The 19,272-nt window shown below is 32.5% G+C and carries 13 protein-coding genes; 3 read left to right on the top strand and 10 right to left on the bottom strand.

The window, feature by feature from the left end; genetic code table 11:
* The first annotated feature begins 169 nt into the window (after positions 1-169).
* Positions 170-673: a hypothetical protein gene (locus tag KQI88_RS01400; protein WP_246579120.1), complete on the top strand. Its 504-nt coding sequence runs from the start codon at positions 170-172 to the stop codon at positions 671-673.
* A gap of 442 nt (positions 674-1,115) precedes the next feature.
* Here the strand turns inward: KQI88_RS01400 and KQI88_RS01395 are convergent, their stop codons facing one another.
* From KQI88_RS01395 to KQI88_RS01370, 6 genes are all read right to left on the bottom strand, one after another.
* Positions 1,116-2,363 carry an ABC transporter permease gene (locus tag KQI88_RS01395; protein ID WP_216414575.1) on the bottom strand — a complete coding sequence of 416 codons (1,248 nt, stop codon included), beginning with the start codon at positions 2,361-2,363 and terminating at the stop codon, positions 1,116-1,118.
* Positions 2,341-3,231, bottom strand: coding sequence for an ABC transporter ATP-binding protein (locus KQI88_RS01390; protein ID WP_216414574.1), 891 nt, complete (start codon positions 3,229-3,231; stop codon positions 2,341-2,343). Before KQI88_RS01390 ends, KQI88_RS01395 begins: the two co-directional genes overlap by 23 nt.
* Positions 3,222-3,968: a hypothetical protein gene (locus KQI88_RS01385; RefSeq protein ID WP_216414573.1), complete on the bottom strand. Its 747-nt coding sequence runs from the start codon at positions 3,966-3,968 to the stop codon at positions 3,222-3,224. The genes KQI88_RS01390 and KQI88_RS01385 overlap by 10 nt, the downstream gene beginning before the upstream one ends.
* A complete protein-coding gene (locus tag KQI88_RS01380) occupies positions 3,961-4,137 on the bottom strand; it encodes a sigma factor-like helix-turn-helix DNA-binding protein (protein WP_216414572.1) in 177 nt (58 codons plus the stop codon). Before KQI88_RS01380 ends, KQI88_RS01385 begins: the two co-directional genes overlap by 8 nt.
* Before the next feature lie 11 nt (positions 4,138-4,148).
* Positions 4,149-4,508, bottom strand: a complete 360-nt coding sequence (locus tag KQI88_RS01375; protein WP_216414571.1) for an RNA polymerase sigma factor — start codon at positions 4,506-4,508, stop codon at positions 4,149-4,151.
* Positions 4,509-5,148: 640 nt separating this feature from the next.
* Positions 5,149-5,754 (bottom strand): TetR/AcrR family transcriptional regulator C-terminal domain-containing protein, encoded by a 606-nt coding sequence (locus KQI88_RS01370; protein ID WP_216414570.1) that lies wholly within the window; start codon positions 5,752-5,754, stop codon positions 5,149-5,151.
* A 200-nt stretch (positions 5,755-5,954) separates the two neighbouring features.
* Here KQI88_RS01370 and KQI88_RS01365 point away from each other — a divergent pair, with 200 nt between their 5' ends.
* Together KQI88_RS01365 and KQI88_RS01360 are read left to right on the top strand one after the other, a co-directional pair.
* Positions 5,955-8,432 carry an efflux RND transporter permease subunit gene (locus tag KQI88_RS01365; protein WP_216414569.1) on the top strand — a complete coding sequence of 826 codons (2,478 nt, stop codon included), beginning with the start codon at positions 5,955-5,957 and terminating at the stop codon, positions 8,430-8,432.
* Positions 8,413-11,868, top strand: coding sequence for a GLUG motif-containing protein (locus KQI88_RS01360; RefSeq protein ID WP_216414568.1), 3,456 nt, complete (start codon positions 8,413-8,415; stop codon positions 11,866-11,868). Before KQI88_RS01365 ends, KQI88_RS01360 begins: the two co-directional genes overlap by 20 nt.
* Before the next feature lie 148 nt (positions 11,869-12,016).
* Here the strand turns inward: KQI88_RS01360 and KQI88_RS01355 are convergent, their stop codons facing one another.
* The 4 genes from KQI88_RS01355 to KQI88_RS01340 form a co-directional block, all read right to left on the bottom strand.
* Positions 12,017-13,960, bottom strand: a complete 1,944-nt coding sequence (locus KQI88_RS01355; protein ID WP_216414567.1) for a vWA domain-containing protein — start codon at positions 13,958-13,960, stop codon at positions 12,017-12,019.
* Between the two features lie 15 nt (positions 13,961-13,975).
* Positions 13,976-15,211, bottom strand: a complete 1,236-nt coding sequence (locus KQI88_RS01350) for a hypothetical protein (RefSeq protein ID WP_216414566.1) — start codon at positions 15,209-15,211, stop codon at positions 13,976-13,978.
* The gene (locus KQI88_RS01345) at positions 15,208-17,319 is read right to left on the bottom strand and encodes a P-loop NTPase family protein (protein WP_216414565.1); all 2,112 of its coding nucleotides are present in this window, start codon (positions 17,317-17,319) and stop codon (positions 15,208-15,210) included. Before KQI88_RS01345 ends, KQI88_RS01350 begins: the two co-directional genes overlap by 4 nt.
* Positions 17,320-17,459: 140 nt before the next feature.
* Positions 17,460-19,253 (bottom strand): oleate hydratase, encoded by a 1,794-nt coding sequence (locus tag KQI88_RS01340; RefSeq protein ID WP_216414564.1) that lies wholly within the window; start codon positions 19,251-19,253, stop codon positions 17,460-17,462.
* Positions 19,254-19,272: the final 19 nt, after the last annotated feature.

Below are 19,272 nucleotides of genomic sequence, written 5' to 3'. Positions count from 1 at the left end.
ATCATATTCCCACGTCAATTTTGAAACTGATTTGATGTAAATGATGAAAGCCTTTACTGAAGGTATATTAAGAGGATATACCTTCAGTGCTTATACAGAAATATGCACGTATCAATCAGTATTCTAAAATACTAGTAGCACCTGATAGGAGGCATTTAAATTGAAAAAAATGAATATAAGCAGGTTTATTTGTATTGGAGGTATATTAACAACAGTAGCTGTACTATTTCAATCAGCACCTATATTTTTACCCACGATTGGGTTGGCCTTAAGTCCATTAAGTACTCTACCTATTGCGATAGCTGCTGTTTCTAATATTTCTCTTGGTTTTACTGTATTTTTTTCTTCCGCATTAATTCTTGCTATAGTTAGTGCGCAGGAGACAATAATACTACTTTTTACCACCGGGCTACTAGGTATCGTTATCGGAACATTGCTTTATAGGAAGGGAATAATAATTTCTATATTATTTTCAAGCATAACACTATCTCTTGGAATGATATTTTTAACTTATATAGTAGGTATTTTGGCGTTTGTAGATTTAACCAGTTCGTTATCAATTGCTTTAACTTTTTTAATTTTTTTCTTGTTTTCACTTGTTTACGCGAGCATCTGGAATATTTGCTTTAGAAAATTCATGAATTATCTTATAAAAATAAAATTGATTAGCTAACTCAAATATGGATTTCTTATCATAGATGTATATTAAGTTAATTTGAAAATAATAGATTTTAGATTTTTATCTCAATGCCTTTAGATTTTCATATTTGGAATTGCGTTTTAAGATTATCATCATCAAGAATACCCGATGTCATCTATAAAGTGCCCTCAAAAACCGGGCTAAAAAAATGCATTTTTCAGCCCGGTTTTTGTTCGTTTTTTACTTTAAAACCACAACATTTTGTGGTCAAACCGTCTTATTTATCCTTATGACCACAATTCGTCATCAGAACTATACACTCCACATGCGTTGTTATTACACGAATGATGTAACTAACATGAAAAGTGCCCTACTACCATCTATGCATAAATCTCTGCTACCTCAATCTCCATAGATTCCATCAAACTCCCAGTCCAAATTATTCTTTATCAATTTCACAAACTTTAAAACCTAATTAACCTTGGACCTGATAAGACTTAAAAGCTCGATAAGAAAAAGGTACAAACATAAAGATTAATAAAATTGAAACGATAATTGCCATTAAAACTTGGTCAACCAATAAACCGAAAATATTATAAAAGTTCGCCATTGGGTATATTTCTGAGACCCTCATGACATGAATTGGAAATAGCAGTAAAATCTTGTGAAGCACTTTAGAAATTCTTGATAAATCTATAAGTGGCAAGAACAGAATGGCCGCTAGCGGAATAAGCGCTGTATACGCATTTCTGGATTTCGAGGAAATAAAAAGCGTAATAGCCGTGAGAAACATTAAACCGAGGTAACCAATACCAAGCACACGCAGAAACAGTCCAACCATTGTCAAATTATATGGTGATATTATGAAATCTGCACTGGTTTGAAGACTACTGGTAGCGCCCGAGAAGCCATAGGTCAAGCCATAAAAAGCAGTATACAAAAGAGCAAAAATGAAAAACACACTTGTACTGAATGTAAATGCAGCAGCTACTTTGGCCTTGATGAGCTTATTCTTGCCGTGTTTCGTTGTCAGCAAAATTGCTGCTGCTCCGGTGCTGTATTCATCAGAAAAAATCGGAGCCAGGCATATAATCACTATGGCACTTATCAGTAGTGCAAGAATATGTGAAAACCCATATATTAGTTTGTTCCATCCCTCAATATAGTCGATATGAAAGGGAATTTCGACGTTTTTATACATCACCGTGAGCTTTTGTGCAACGGGGTTATTGAGATCGGGGTCGGGAATGTCCTTCATATCATCCAATGATTTTGCATTATGTTGGTAAATCTGAAATAAATCACCTCGCTCAACTTTAGCAATCAGCTCTGGAAAAGCCTGTTGGTAATTGATAATTGTCCAAATAGGGTCATATTTCTTCAAATATTTGTAATATGCTTGGTCAGTTAGTGGTGAGGGATTGTTCGCAGGCTGATTTTCCGTACGCCTATATTGGGGATTGTTACAAACTGCCTCAATTTCTGCAAGAAGTGCCTTTGCTTCCATATTTGTATATTCTCCTGCAAATTGTTTCTGTGTCGTGCGGTCATATTCAATTGCTGACATACCCTTGCGTATATTCATGTCAGAATCAATTATTTGAAAAGTTAAAAGCGAACCAACAAGTAAGATTAAACAGAGTAGAAATGAAGCGATTAGCAAAATTTTTGTACTACGCCTACAAAATAATTTGGTCAACTCATAGTTGATTAATGTTATCATTTGATTCTTCCTCCTGAAAGTAATATAAGTATAAATCTTCGAGATTTGGTGATACATTTATAGCCTCTTCATGTGGTTTATTCGTAGCCACGATTCGGAGCGTGATATATTCATCACGATGTTTAAGGTTGCTGATAATAAATTTAGTATTCATCTGCTTAGCAGCTTCCGCACTGACAGTAATCTCCCATACAAAGCCTTCAATTGCTTCGGTAATACTGTGTACATTACCTCGACTAAGCAGCTGCCCACCTTTTATAACCAAAATTTCATCAGCAATGTATTCTATATCGGACACGATATGAGTGGAAAGGATTATAATCCTTTCCCGGGAAAATGAGCTGATGAGGTTACGAAACTTTACCCGCTCTTTAGGGTCAAGCCCCGCAGTTGGCTCATCAAGTACAAGAATTTTGGGGTCATTTAGCATGGCTTGTGCAATGCCAAGGCGTTGGCGCATACCGCCAGAAAAAGTCTTAATCTTATGCTTTTTCTCGTCAATTAATCCTACAGTTTCCAACAACTCCAAGGTCTTTTTGCGAGCAGCAAAACGTTTAAGTCCTTTCAAGGAAGCAAGGTACATCATGTAATCATAAGCGCTAAAATCAGGGTAGTATCCAAATTGCTGCGGAAGATAACTGAGAATATCGCGATAATCTTCGCCTAGCTCTGTAATATTCACTCCATCATATGTGATTTCTCCTGCTGATGGCTTTAGAATATCGCAAACCAACCGCATCAGTGTCGTCTTTCCCATGCCATTTGCCCCAAGCAGCCCATAAACACCGGGAGTTAGGGTTGCAGAGAAGTTATCAACCGCAATTTTATTACCATATTGACGAGTTAGATTGTTAATCCTTAATTCCATATCAATAGTTCCTGCCTTTCTCTCATATTAATTACAAGTCTATACAATTCAAAAACTAGTAGAATAACACTAATAAAAAATAGACCATTCCACACTTGCTGGGCTATATCAAAATAAATTTTTGTTAGCTGTAAAAGCAAAGTAGTTACCAGTGATGTTGACAGAAAAACAAAAGGTGATTTCAATTTTAAAATATCTAACACTAAGAGATTCATGAAATTCATGATATTAAATGGAATAAGCCCATAAATCAAAAGTTCTATAAAACGCATATCAAATCTACTGCTTAAAAATAAAGTGATTGCTAAGATAGCCCCGATATTAACTGTTCCAATGATTATTAATTTTATTATCATTATTTTGGCCAGAGTATTTTTGCAAACAACTTCAACCTCGCTCATCCCGTATATCTTTGCTTTCATTACTTCTGGCACAACATAAAATGTCAAAATTGGTACCACTGTAAATATTAAACCCTGTATCTCGCTTATAGTTGAGAAACCGTCTGAAGTCATAACCGTTAAGATGATGGCTAATATTTGGGTAACCCATAAGAACTTTGAAATATATTTTGCTTGAGTAATAAATAAGGATGATAGCGGTGTTCTTACATTTTTTCTATGATATAGAGCAGCTTGTGCTAACTCAATGGTTTTTAGTCTATCTTCATCACGGGGCAATGTTACTTTATACTTCAAGAGTGTAGTTTTAATCTTAGAAATATCTCTCTTATTCAAAATATCCCTCCTTATCGAAAAATAATCTTAGCTTATCAATTGCTTGTTTCAGTCTTGACTTTGCAGTAGGTAAACAAACACCTGTAACCTTCGCAATATCTTTAACTTTCATATCGTGATAGAACCTCAGAATAACAGTCTCCCTTTGATCATCGGATAAAATCTCCAATCCCTTTTTAATTATCTCTGATCTCTCATTGTCGAGTATTTGGTATCAAGGCGATGACTAACATCGGTTTTCTCTAAATTGTCAATATCCTCATAATCAACCTTTTTCTTACGGAAATAGTCATTACAAGTATTTACTGCAATTGTAAAAAGGAAGTTTGAAAACTTACCTGTAACTTGATAACGATGGATATTACGAACAAGCTTTAGGAAAACATCTTGTGTAAGGTCAGCAGCTATCTGCTCATTGCCTATTTTGCGTACGATATAGCTATAAATATTGTCGTAATATTTGTTTATTAGTGTGTTAAGTGCATTTTTATTGCCGCTACGAGCCTTTAAAATTAATAGTATATCCTCAATAACCGCCACCTCCTTTGAAGTTCGTAAATAGAACCTCCTATATATTATTAACGCAAAAAGATATGAAAAGGATTTAAAATTTAGAAATTTATTTTTCTCATTAAAATAGCATTATCTTTTAACACTAAGATAATGCTCATTCAGGAAATTCCATATTTATTCGACCATTGTGAATCGGATAAGAGACCAATTGTTTCGTTTCTTAAAGAAAATTTGAATTCGAAATCGCTCTCTCGCTTTGGTATATATTGTAAGCACTTGTTCTCTCACAACCCTCTATTTATCAACCTTTCACCCTCTCAATCCTCACGACACTCTCCATATGCCTTAAGGCTGCACGAATGATGTAGCTTAAATCTAAAAATATTTGAATAGAAAAGTTTTATATAGAAGAGCTTCTAAAATTTTCATTTAACTGCAATAATCGAAAAAAATAAATATATCATTATTAAGCAATTTGTTTTCCTGAAGGTATCCATGTTAATTTTAAAATAAGTATACATTCTATCATTATTCTGCAATATTTTTATAGAAAAGATACTTCATTATAATATAAGATGCTCTCAGTACTGTATTGTAGATCCTATAGCCAGCAATCCATCCTCCTGCATCTTCATCAGTTCTCTAGATCTAGATAGAGATGTGAGCGCTAAAGCAATTTTTCTTTAAAAATTACATCTTGGCCAATTAAGATGCTGAAAAACCTATGAACTTCTTCTTTTGTATATATTTCTCCATGCTGTAGCCACCATCTTCCCACAGTAATTATTGTATTGGCATAAACAGTAGCAAGAAGTTCTATAGGAATTCTATATTTACTTTCGTCTTCTATAGCTTTCTTTAGCTTTAATAAAATCTGTTCTGCAATATATTCATGCATATTTATAAAGAATATACTATTTGCATTAGTATTATTTATTTTTCTATAAATTTCTGGTTCTTCTGAAAGATAGGTTATTAGATTTTCTAAGAACAAATTCATATACTTCTCATAATCATCGGATTTTAAATCAGGATTTGTAAACTCTGGATCTAATTCTAATTGTAATTGACTCCAATCATAGTTTAATAAATCATATTTATCATAAAAGTAATTATAGAAAGTTCCACGAGAAATCATGGCTTTATCGCATAGTTCTTGAATAGATATATTCTCAAAGGCCTTTATCTTTAATAAATCCTTTAATGCTTCTCTTAAATTTTTCAATGTTCGCTTAGTAGCGATTGTCATTTCAGTACTATCAACATATTTCATATTTACCTCCAATATGACATATTTTATTTTTTGTATAATTTTAAACATAGGTCAAACTCTGTTTCTTGTAATATATCTATCCTTATTGTATCATGATTATAGCATATATTTAGACAGTTGTACATTTTTATACAACTGTCTAAATTATACAATCCCTTTCTTTTTATAATATATAAAATTTAGTAGAGGAGGAATTTGAAATGGACACAACAGAAAATAAAAAAACCTTTTGGGAAAACATGGCAACTTTTATTGTAGATAAACGCAATGGATTTTTCTTACTTTTTATTGGTTTGATAATTTTTTGCGTATTTTCTTCTCAATGGGTATCTGTAAATAATAATCTAACAGACTATTTACCTGAAAATACAGAAACTCGAAAGGGACTTACCTTAATGGAGGATGAGTTTGTTACCTATGCTACAGCAAAAATTATGGTAAGCAATATTACATATGAAGAAGCTGAAAATATTGCTGCACAATTGGAAAATATAGAAGGTGCTTCCTCTGTATTATTTGAGAACAATGATAAGCATTTTCGTTCTGCTTCTGCCTTATTTGAGATTACATTTTCGGGAGAAGTATCTGATGAAATTACTGTAAAAGCTATGGAAGAAGTAAGAGATACGCTTTCAAAATATGATTTATATGTATCTACAGAAGTAGGCTCTAGTTCTGCAGATATTCTTAATAAAGAGATGGGAGTAGTTATGATAATAGCTGTAATAATTATAGTCAGCGTACTATTATTTACATCTAAAACTTATTTGGAGATTCCTGTACTTTTGATTACCTTTGGTGCAGCTGCTTTACTGAATATGGGAACCAATTTCCTTTTAGGAGAGATCTCCTTTGTAAGTGACTCTATTGCTGTAGTTCTACAACTTGCCCTAGCCATTGACTATGCTATTATTCTATGTCATCGCTATACTGAGGAACGAGCTTTTCAAGAACCTAGAGAGGCAGTCATAGCCGCTTTAAGTAAAGCTATTCCTGAAATATCTGCCAGTAGTTTAACCACCATATCTGGCCTGTTAGCATTGATGCTTATGCAGTTTAAAATTGGATTTGATATGGGAATAGTTCTAATAAAAGCAATAATATGGAGTTTGTTCTCGGTATTTACCCTTATGCCAGGATTACTTATGATATTTAGTAAAGGAATTGATAAAACCGCCCATAGAAATTTTGTACCTGATATTACATCCTTTAGTCGTATAGTAGTCAAAACTCGGTATATAATCCCTCCTATTTTCATAATAGTATTGATTTTAGGATTTTATTTTTCTAATAAATCTAATTATGTATATGGATATAGTACACTAACTACTAGAAAACAAAACGAGGAACAGATTGCAGAAAAGATGATTAAAGATACTTTTGTAAAAAATAATTTCATGGCTTTATTAGTTCCTACTGGAGATTATGAGAAAGAAGGCAAATTGATTGCAGAGTTGAAATCATTGGAAATTATAGATTCTGTAGTAGGTCTTGCAAATATAAAAGCAGTGGAAGATTATGTTCTAACTGATACTCTCACGTCTCGTCAGTTTGCTGAGCTGGCAGATTTAGATATTAAGGTAGCACGTTTATTATATAGTGCCTATGCAGTACATGAAGAATCCTATGGAAAAATAGTAAATGGTCTAGATAGTTATGCTGTACCCCTTATAGATATGTTTCTTTTCTTACATGAGGAAAAAGTTGCAGGATATGTGACTTTAGATGAGGAGTTAGAAGAAGAACTAGATAATATGTATACTCAGCTTAAAGATGCACAACTCCAGTTACAAGGAAAAAACTATACAAGATTACTTATAAATACTAATATACCCGAGGAGGGAGAAGAAACCTTTAAATGGTTGGATGAAATCCATAAAATAGCATCTAAATACTATTCAAAAGATGTTTATCTAGTTGGAGAATCTACTAATAATTATGATCTATCTAGTTCCTTCAACCATGATAATACCATTATTGGCATTACCTCTGCTATTTTTGTCATGATTGTACTCTTATTTACATTTCAATCAGCAGGTTTACCAGTATTATTAATGCTTATAATTCAAGGAAGTATTTGGATTAGTTTTTCTATTCCAGCTTTAAATAATGTAAATATATTTTTTATGAGTTATCTAATAGTTAGCTCTATCCAAATGGGTGCAAATATAGACTATGCTATTGTTATAACTAGTCGCTACCAAGAACTAAAACAGACTATGCCACCTTTAGATGCTATGGTAGAAGCCTTAAATCGAGCTTTTCCTACTGTGATTACATCTGGAAGTATATTGGCTTCAGCTGGTCTTTTAATTGGATATCTATCCTCCGAACCTTCTATTTCCTCTATTGGAAGTTCTCTAGGTCGTGGAACAATTATATCTATGATTTTAGTCATGGGGGTATTACCTCAGATTTTATTATTAGGTGATACTATTATAGATAAAACTGGATTTAAACTCAAAGGCTTCTTACATACACAAAACCATAAAGGACATCTTAAAGTTGATGGTCATGTTCGTGGATATGTATCTGGTATGATAGATGCAAAAATTCATGGTACAGTTATCGGAGATGTGAATGTTCTAGTAGAAGTTGGCGCTATAAAACAAATAGATTCTAAGTCTTTATCTAGTTCACAAGAAAAGAGGGAAAGCCATGATGAAGAAATCAAATAAATTATCCAACAGTATTCTATCGATTATACTCTGCATTGCCTTATTGGTAACTAATTTAGATCTATCTTTTGCTATATCCAATACTGTTTATATAGATTCTGCAGAGGATTTATTGGAATTTAGTCAGAATGCATCTCTTGATACCTATTTCCAAGGTAAGACTGTTGTATTACGCTCAGATATTGACCTTTCAAATATAGAGTTCTCGCCAATACCTACTTTTGGTGGCATCTTTGATGGTCAAGGACATACTATCTCTGGTCTTTCCATATCTCAAAGCGGTTCTATCCAAGGATTATTTCGTTATTTACAAAAAGATGGAGTTATAAAAAACCTGAATATTTCTGGTAATATAACCCCTTCTGGAAGTCAAAATATTATAGGTGGTCTTGTTGGAAATAATAAAGGTAGTATTCAAAACTGTAATTTTAACGGAACAGTTAGCGGAAAAAATAATATAGGTGGATTAGTTGGTATAAATGAAGCAACTGGTACAATATCCAATTGTACATCTGAAGGAAGAGTAACTGGAGAACATTATACTGGCGGTATAGTCGGCCAAAATCTAGGTACTATTCTTAAATCCACCAATATGTGTGAAATCAATACTTCCGCCATAGAACCTACTTTAAATCTAGATGATATAAACTGGTCACAATTCAATTCAACTGAAAATGTTAAAGCACATACTGATACGGGAGGTATAGTAGGTTTCTCATCTGGATTTCTTCAAGACTGTATCAATCGTGGTACTGTGGGATATAAGCATATGGGATACAATGTTGGTGGTGTTGTAGGGCGACAATCTGGGTATTTAAGCAATTGTCATAATTACAATACTGTACTAGGTCGTAAAGATGTTGGAGGTATCGTTGGACAGGTAGAGCCATATTTAATGCTTCATTTCTCTGAGGATACTCTACAAAAACTTGACCATGAACTAGATATTTTACAAAATCTTTTGAGTAGATCCTTTACAGATGCTAGGTCTTCTTCCCTATCTGTCTCTTCTCAATTAGCTGATATAGTAAAATCGGTTAATGATACTAAAGATATTATGCAGATTTTATCTAGGGGAGCTACAGATTATATTGATAATATCACAGATACGGTGAATATAACCAGTAGTCGTATTGCATATACCCTAGAAGAAATTATACCTATATTAGAGGATGGAGAAAAGCTTTCAATTATATTAAATACTGCAATAAATCATATAGAATCTGGATTTGACAATCTAGAAATCACATCTGATGATATGGCTTCTACAGTAAATGAAGCCAAGAAAGCTCTAAAAAATTTAAGGCGATCAGTAAATTTAGGAAAACAGGCTATCCATAAAATTAAAGATGCTTTGCATAAATTACTAAATACTTTAGAGAATGAAGAAAATATAAAAAAGATACTTCCAGAATTTGAGGAAGGTTTAGCTGAACTAGACCAATCCTTCATAGATAGTAGCAAGGCTATATCTGATATTTTAAAGGCATTAAAAGATTTAGATATTGATAATCCTGATTGGAATAGTCTATCACAAGAGTTAGAACAATTATCTAATGCTTTAGCATCCATGTCAACAGCTCTATCTAAACTTAAAGAAAAAGCCTCTACTATATTTAGTAAGGCACTATTGGAAATTACAACAGATGTAAAAAATCATTTAAATAATATATTTAATGATATGCGGAATTCCTCTAGAAAGTTTGAATTGGCTATTGGAAATATTTATGATGCTCTTTCCAATTTAGAAACTACTTCTAGACAATCAGGCCGTGTATTTCGTGATTTTAGTCGTGGATTTAATAGCTTTGGAGATGCTTCTGAGACCATAACCACAATTGTAGTTTCTATCCAAGACTTATTACGTTCTCTAACATCTGAGCCTAATATTGAACTTCCAAATATAAGTGGCGAGTATCGACAATCTGGAGAAAACTTATTTGATAATATAGGGCATATATCCTCGCAAATAAATACAATGAACACTCAAATAAAAGATGCAAGCAACCTTTTAGTCTCTGATATTGAAACTATTAGTAACCAAGTCTTTGTAATATTTGATCTTCTAATAATGTCCAAAGAAGATAGGCCTTCCTCTGGTTTTATAGAAGATATATCTGATGAAAATACAGAAGATACTAATCTAGGTACAGTTTATAGAAATATAAATTATGGTTCTGTCAATGGTGATGTCAGTGTTGGAGGAATAGCTGGGTCTATTGCCATCGAATATGATTTAGACCCAGAAGATGATGTATTTAAAAAGGGAAATCCTTCCCTTAACTTTAAGTATCAAACTACTGCAATTCTTAGAGAATGTATAAATCATGGTAAAGCAACTGTAAAAGAAAGCTATGCAGGAGGTATTGTAGGTCGTATGGACTTAGGTACAATTACAGGATGTGAAAACTATGGAGATGTGGAAAGTAAAAGTGGAGATTATGTAGGCGGTATTGCTGGAGCTTCTTACTCAACAATACGTAAATCTTTTGTACTGTCTTCCATTTCAGGTAAAAACTATGTAGGTGGTATTGCTGGATATGGAAAGAATATTTTAGATTCCTATACATTAGTTCAATTGAAAAATGGAACTGAATGGATTGGCTCTATAGCAGGTGAAGCCGAAGGAAAAGTTTCTAACAACTATTATGTTCATGATACACTTGCTGCCATTGATGGAATCAGTTATAGTCAAAAAGCTTCCCCTATTAGTTATAAGGAACTATTGAAGGTGGAAACATTACCAAAGGCTTTCTCTGAATTCTCTATAACTTTTATAGCTGATGGCAATATCATTGAAAAAGTGCCATTCCAATATGGAGATTCCTTTGATTTAGAATTATTGCCAACTATATCTAAAAAAGATGGCTATGATAGTCATTGGGAAGATTTTGACTTTAGCCGAATGACTTTTAATACTACAGTTGAAGCTATATACACTCCACTGGTAACTGTTTTATCTAGCAAGATTGTACGAAATAACGATACTTTACCTTTACTATTGGCAGAAGGTCGTTTCCATAAAAATGCTGGGCTGAAAGTATTTCCTTTTGATATGAATACTGCCAAGTTTACAATGAAACATAACAAAATTTTAGAAGCTTGGACAGTTGAACTGGAAGGTCAAGAAGATGGACAAAAAGATGCAACCCTTAGACTACTTCTACCTGAAACAAAGGGAAAGGTAGCGGTATGGAAATCCACAGATAATGGATGGGAAAAAGTGAATTCTTCTATTAACGGAAGTTATCTCGTCTTCTCTATGGATGGAAACTCTGGTACTTTCTGTATAGTAGAAAACAATTTTTCTTGGATTGGTACTATAGTAATTATCTGTATCCTACTAATAATACTTTTATTTATTAAAAAATCTAAGAATCTTAAAATTAATAAGGATATAAATGAATATAAAGTAAAAATTCCTATGGATTTGTAACTACATAGAAAGATTGCTTTTGGTTCTGTCAAGGGCGAGCGTATCGAGTTTATTTTACCCTTGACTGGACCAAAAGAGCAATCTTAGGAAATATTATCTCATAGAAATTAATGGATTAAAATGCGTATTGGATTTTACGCTTACCCAACTAATTATTAAAAATAGACTGCATATTTTTTCCTACTGCTTTTAGCAATTCTTTTGGTAGTTTTTCTACTTGTTCACCAATCATTACTCCATGTGGTTGTTTGTATCCTTCATTCCATACGAAGTTAAAAATTTTTTCATTTGTTTCGCTATTTTTTCCTATTTGAAAAGCATAAACTTCAACATTTTTAGATAATAATTCTTGTACAGCTTCTTTTGCTGATCCTGGAAAACTTGATGCACCGTCTGTAATTTCAAAGACTATCTTTATTTGCTTTCCTTTTTTGAGTTCACTTTCCCGTATGGACGTAATTCTATTGGATATTTCTCTAAGACAACTTGCATCGTCAGTTGCTCCATCTGTTGCATCTAGCTTTACGATTGAGCGAATTATATCACTTTTTTCTTTTTCCTTCACATTTTTATCGTTAAATTCTTTAACATTATAATACTTACTGCCAAAAAACCAAGTTTCACTTAAAACTTCTACTTTTTGATTCAATTGTTCTGCATTGTTTTTCAAATATCGATTAAAATCATCTATCGACAGCAAGGTCACTGCCAAAGCTTTTCTTGCCGCCTCAATTTTTGACGCATTCATTGATCCTGAATTGTCTATCACAAAAGAAATCTCTATTCTTTCAGGCAATATATCTGCTTGAGTCTCTAGTAAGTATCTATTAAAAATCGGAAGATTTTTGTAATTTCCCTTTTTTTCGGCTTCTACAAAATCCGTATAAGAGTTAATGAAGCTATCTATATCTAGTTTTCCCTTTACTTGGTCATCTTTTTTTACACTTATTTCTTTTTTTGCGTCTCCTATCAACTTTTTCCAAAATTGACGCATTTGTTCTCTTTCCACTTTCATTTTATTTGAATAAAATTGAAACAATTGTTGATCTGATTGGCTAATTCCATAAGGCTCTAAATCTACCTTACCTTGCATAGTATTTTGTACGCTCTCACTTATTTGGTCTTGTTGATCTAGCATCTCTTCTAAAATCTTTTCCACTTCTTCCTGGGTAGATTCCAGTGAATCTGGTATCTCATCTGCTTTTGACTGTCCAAAAGGATTTTCACTTCCTTTGACTTGCTCTTCTTTTTGTCCTTTTGACTTATATAACATCATTTCATCAATTTCTTTTTTCCATAATTGCTCAAAAGTTGGAAAGATGAAAGACTTAATGAATGGATCTCTCTCTATAATTCCTTGATCGTTGTTTATCTGTCTAACTAATTGATAATGAATAAAATCAAAAAAACGCTGATTGAAAATTTTTCTATCAAAAGGATTTTCAGCACATTCTTCGATTTTAGGCTCTATTTTATATAATTCAATAATAAAAAAGCTGTTTGCAAAAGCTCTGTGTCTAGGCATTTGAGAAATTGATTCAATGGTCTTACCTGTTTGTTTCATATATGAAACAATTTTCCTAAAATTTTCTTCATCCCTATATATAGGACACATCTGCAAAACTCTTAGAAATGATGTCTGTTTATCCAATAGATGTAACAAATCAAAAATTTCTTTTCTTACATAATTAGAAATAACTTTGGGTTGATATGCAAGGTCATTTTCCAGTCCTTCTTTTTTTATCCTAGCTAAAATATAGCTTGTCATATGATCAATTTCTTTCTGCCAATCTTTTTTTCTATTTATATATTTTTTAGTTTGTTTTTTCCAGTCAGGGTATAAGGCTAGCTCATAGTAGATATGCCACATGATTTGATTTTCATCTAATTTTCTATCTAAAAAACTTTCCAAGGGCAAGTACAATACTCCTTTGGAAGGATCTAATAGAAATCTTTGTAGTTTTGAATCAGGAATATACATTAAACTAGAATCTCCTGTAAATGTGGCTAATGAGCGTTGTTCTTTTTGCAAAAATTCTTCGCAATGTTTTTTAGATTCTTCAATTAGTGTTTGTTCATCAAATTCAAACATACTCATCCTCTCCTATTAATACAGTGGCAGATTCCACAAGTCTTTTGGTGTATCAATTCGATCAATGTCTAACAGATTTAATTTACCTTCTATATCCATGAGTAAATATTTTGAAATATCTAATTTAAAGACATTTGTAAAAAAGATATCTTTAATCGTCGCCTTTTCATTTAGATACCAATTTCCAAAATTCTCTTCAAGTAAGTATATAATTCCATCTTCACTTAAAACTATAGCTGTGCCTTTTTTAGATTGAACATCAAACAAATTACCTTTCAAATCATTCAATTCCATTTTTATAGCTTTTGAATCTTCATATAAAGAAAATATCTTAAGATGACCTTTATTACCTGTCACCATAAGTGATTTCTTTTTACCATTTTCATCTTCTAAACATCTGATTTGCCTTATTTCATCATCTAGAAAATCAATTTTTTCTGTAATAGTCAATTGTCTGTTCTCATATTTGATAAAATATAATTTTCCCAGTTTTGTTCCAACTACAAAATAATCATCATTTATTTTTTCCAATACAGTCCAATTTGGAATAGTGCAATATATATCTTTATGAAAAACCAAACGATATTCATCATTTTCTTTTATTATTTCAAATAAATTTAACTTTTCATCTCCATTTTCCACTACAAATAAACCATCTCTAATTGCTAAACATCTTCCAAATCCATTAAAATCATGATCTGTTTGAATCCTTTTAACTTTAATCTGTCCGTTAACATTAGGTATTTGATCAAAATTATCGCTTGAAAGTAGATAGCATCCCCCTCTGACTCCCAAAAGCAAAATTTCTTTATCATTCAATTTATATATAAACGAAATTGTCTCTTTTATTTCTTTAATAGGAGGACTCCACTCTTCTTCAATTTGATTATGATCAGAAAAATCATCTACAATATCTATATAAAAAAATTGAACTTTTCTATCTATACTACTTGTAATAAAAAGATTTTTATTAATCCTCAATGTAGTTTGTAAAAAACTATCAAAACTAAAAGCTCCCAATTGTTTTATCGGATTTATTTGCATTGAAGTCTTTTTGACATTATTTGCATAAACTCGGTAATACGGAATTAAGTCAGTCAATAACTCTTCTTCTATTTGTGAAAGTTTGTCTAATTGTTCTTCGAAATCACCATCTAAAATTCCATTTGCTTGGCATTCATTCAGCTTTTCTCTTAGCTCTTTAACTTGACTCTTAAAATCCTTTCCGTCTACTGACAAATTTATTTTCATTTTTCTTCTCCATTATCTTCTAAGTATTCAAGGATATCTTTTGAATGCTCTAAATGAGATAATTGTTGGTCTAATTCTTGATATTTCTTTGCATCAATTCGCGATGATTCATTAATATTATCTTCAAAGTTTTCTTTTAGCCCTTTTGGCAAAGTTTTTCTCGGCGTTCCTTTCCCAAATATCAAATGAACTACATCTAAATAACTTAAAGTTTCTGTTAATGGTCGGACATAGTTATATGGACGAGTTCGAATTTCATCATATGTTGTGGTTGCTTCTCCTATGCCTTTTGTATCAACCTTCCATCCTTCTCCCATAGGGAAAAATCCGAAACGTACTGCTTGTGATAGAATATAGTTTTGGTCGTCAGGATAAGTGATTGAACTAATAAAGCCATCCCACAACGCTTTGCTCAAGTCTTTTTCTTCGCCTCGATTCCAATTATCTAAAACGTGTAAAATATTACGAATTGATAATACAGACTCCTTCAGCTCTAGTTCATCCATTCCACAATCTTTTTGGGCTTCGTCATCTTTCCATTTACCCATAAAAACATTTTGAGTAACCCTGCACAATTGAGAAAATCTAAACAATTCTTCTAATGTCCTTTTGGAATTAGGAATATGAACATTTCCATTTCTATCAGCTAATCGTGCTATTATTATTCTAAAAAGTTCATTTTTTTCTGGGAACTCTTGATCTTCTAAGGAACCAATTGTCTTTTGAGGTACATAATTATACTCAATGGTTACGAAACGTGATTTAAATGCTGGATTTAACTCATTGGTTCCTTCATAATTAACCATTTGACTTGACAGGTTTCCTGTACCAATAAATCCAAATCCAGGCTTAATCAAAACAGGACCAACTCCTGTAATATAAGCTGTATTTCCTGCATGACGTTGTAAAATATCATTTAAAGCAATTAAGTTTTGCATGGCAATTGTATTTAATTCGTCTACAATTACAGGGCGACCTTCTTTTACTGCAATCAAAATTTCTCTTTCTATTTTTTTGATTTCAGTCCCAAAAGCACTATTACTTGCGACCAATAAATCAGAAAAACTTTTCCATATTTGAATCTTAAGCTGTAACTGCTCTTCATCAGTCATCTTCTCTAGTCTTGCTTTGTGCTCATTCATCCACTCATAAAAATCCTCTATAATCATATTCAGATAATCTGCAAAAGAACCTTGGGAGAAACTGTGTTTGAGAGACAAAGTTTTCTCTACAAACATATCTTCATAAGTTAAATTATGAGAACCAGATATAAACAGTGGCTGTAAAGATTCTATTTCCTCTTTACTTCCATTAGTTAATATATTTTTATAGTGAAGCTTTCTTTCTTCATTAAATTCTCCAAATTTTTGAATAGCATCTTTTTCTGTCACATTTGGATTTGCAGAAAACCAATCTTCCATTTTATCTTCTAATTCTCTTTGTATTCTATTTTGAATAGTAAAATCCAAGGCCGCTTCAGTTGCTAATTGTGTTTTTCCACTTCCTAAATGTCCTACAATATATACAGGAACACCTAAATTCAACGAATCTATTACTTTTTGTTTTGCTTTAACTACATAAGGTACAGTTACCAAACGCTGCTGATGTTGGGTTTCTATATCGCTTATCAATTGACGTTTATAATAAAATTCCCATGCTTCCGGAGAGTCTTCTAGGATCGTCTCTAACTCTTTTCCCAATTTTTTTATGCAATCAACTCTATATCTTGTAGCTGAATTACTCCCATAATGACTGTAATTATTACTCTCGCTATTGACCCTCCTTTCCCAACGAAGAAAAAACTTTTCATATTCAATTGAATTTTCAATTTCCTGTATCTTTTTTCCCTTATTTGCTGTTTCTTCTTCCACATAAGCCTTATATTTTTCGTAATAAACATTGCTTTTTTTAGAATCTTGAGGAATTTCATAATCCCTTTCTTCAAATTTTCGAAAAGCTTTAAAAAACGCCCCTTGTTCTTCTATTTTTTTATTATTCTCATATTCTGATGATTTTAAGGCTTCCTTGCGTAAATCATCTTCATACCAACTTTGCATTTCTTCTATAGTAGGAATATAAGCTTGCTTAAGATTTATTTGTTCTTTCATAGAAGTTTCCTCCTTTGCATGATGTTCTATTATATTATTAATATACCAAGTAGCAATATTAATAATAACTACATATAAATTGAAATCCCGATTTTTTTAAAATTCGGGATTTCAATCAAATTATCTAACTGTAAATGTCATTAAATAATTCCATATTCTTTTAATAGCTTTTCAATGTCTGTTCCTGCTACTTGTTTTAAAATTTTACGTTTAGTCATTGGTGGTAAATCAAGTTCTGGTTTCTCTCCATCTAATAGACATTTACCTGCATTTAATAAATAGCGGATATCATATCTCGAAGCATATACCTCAGGAACTCCTTTTTCAACCCCAGTTAAAACATATACTGCTTCCATAGCTGTACGTCCTGAATATTCTATAGTAAATACAGTATCACGACCTGGATCATCCAATGTTTCAGCAAATTGTCCAAGGAAGGCAAAGTTTACTGCATTCTTTGGTACAACATATGGACGATCTCCAGCTGCACGTGGCATAAATTGAGATGTGATAAATGGCATCATAACAGGAACTGCACTACATGATCCTGCTAATTCTTCAATTTTATCTGTAGGAACACCTATATGATATAACCATTCTTTTGTGATTTCCTTACCAGTACAATCTCTCATAGGTTTTTTAATATAATCTCCAGGAACGTCAGAGAACAAACCATATACCCAAACAACAACGTCTTTTTCAGGTTGTCCATAATACTGTTCTTGACGATTTATTGTCCAACTCATCAACCATGAAGAATCAAGAGCTGTAACTATTCCGCCTGTTACAGTGCGTCCGCCATATGGTGAACGTTTTGTAATCTTTTCAATGTACTCAGGAACACGTTCATCATGACAAGTTACTGTACAAGACTCCCAATTAGATTTTTCTGTATCTGTACAGAATTTATCTGGTCTTCCAAATTCATCTGATTGAGCCGCTATATTTCTCCATAACTTCCAGCATCCTTCTGGTTCCCTGTTAAATGGTGCAGGAGTATTATCATCACCATATCCTGAACCTTCAGTCATAGAACCATTAGTGATAAACACTAAGTCGTTTTCTGTTAAATCAATGGAAATATCCTTTCCAGTTTTATCTGTTGCAACTATTCTCTTTGCAACCTTTTTATCATCTGAAATTGAGAACTCAACGTTATCCACAGTAACTCCATATTCAAATTTAGCACCATGGTCTTCTAAATATTTAACCATAGGTTTTACAAATGAAGTGTATTGATCATGTCTTGAAAATTGTAAAGCAGAAAGATTTGGCAAGCCGCCAACATGGTGAATGAAACGATTCATATATAATTTCATTTCTAAAGCACTATGCCAGTTTTCAAAAGCGAACATTGTTCTCCAATATGTCCAAAAATCACTATTTAAAAGTTCCTCAGAAAAAATATCTTCGATAGATTTATCTTCAAGTTCTTCATCTGTTATACTTACAAAAGCAGCTAATTCTTTTGCCAAGTCTTGACCCAAATTAAATTTTCCATTGTCATATCGCTCACCTTGGTTTTTAGTAATACGACAATTGCTAAAGTTTGGATCATCGTAGTTTGTATAATAAAAATGATCTAACACAGTCATATTAGGATCTTCTGTAGATGGTAATGAACTAAACAAGTTCCATAAAACCTCAAAATAATGTCCCATTTCGCGTCCGCCACGTGCCACATACCCCGCATTCTGACGAACTGCACCATCCAAAGATCCACCAGGAATGTCTAATTGTTCTAAGAAGGTAATCTTGCTACCATCCATGTGAGCATCACGAATTAAAAAACAACCAGCAGCTAAAGCACCAATTCCAGTACCGATTAAATAAGCTTTTTTATCTTCAATTCCTTTAGGCTTTCTTGCATTTACTAAAGCATGATAACTTCCATTTGTAAGGGTAAGTCTATCATCATGTGTTTTTAATTTCATTATTATCTCCCTCTTTCTT

Source organism: Alkaliphilus flagellatus, from assembly GCF_018919215.1.
Classification (GTDB): domain Bacteria; phylum Bacillota; class Clostridia; order Peptostreptococcales; family Natronincolaceae; genus Alkaliphilus_B; species Alkaliphilus_B flagellatus.
Note: the sequence above shows the minus strand (reverse complement) of the source record. Positions and strands in the feature narration are given on the sequence as shown.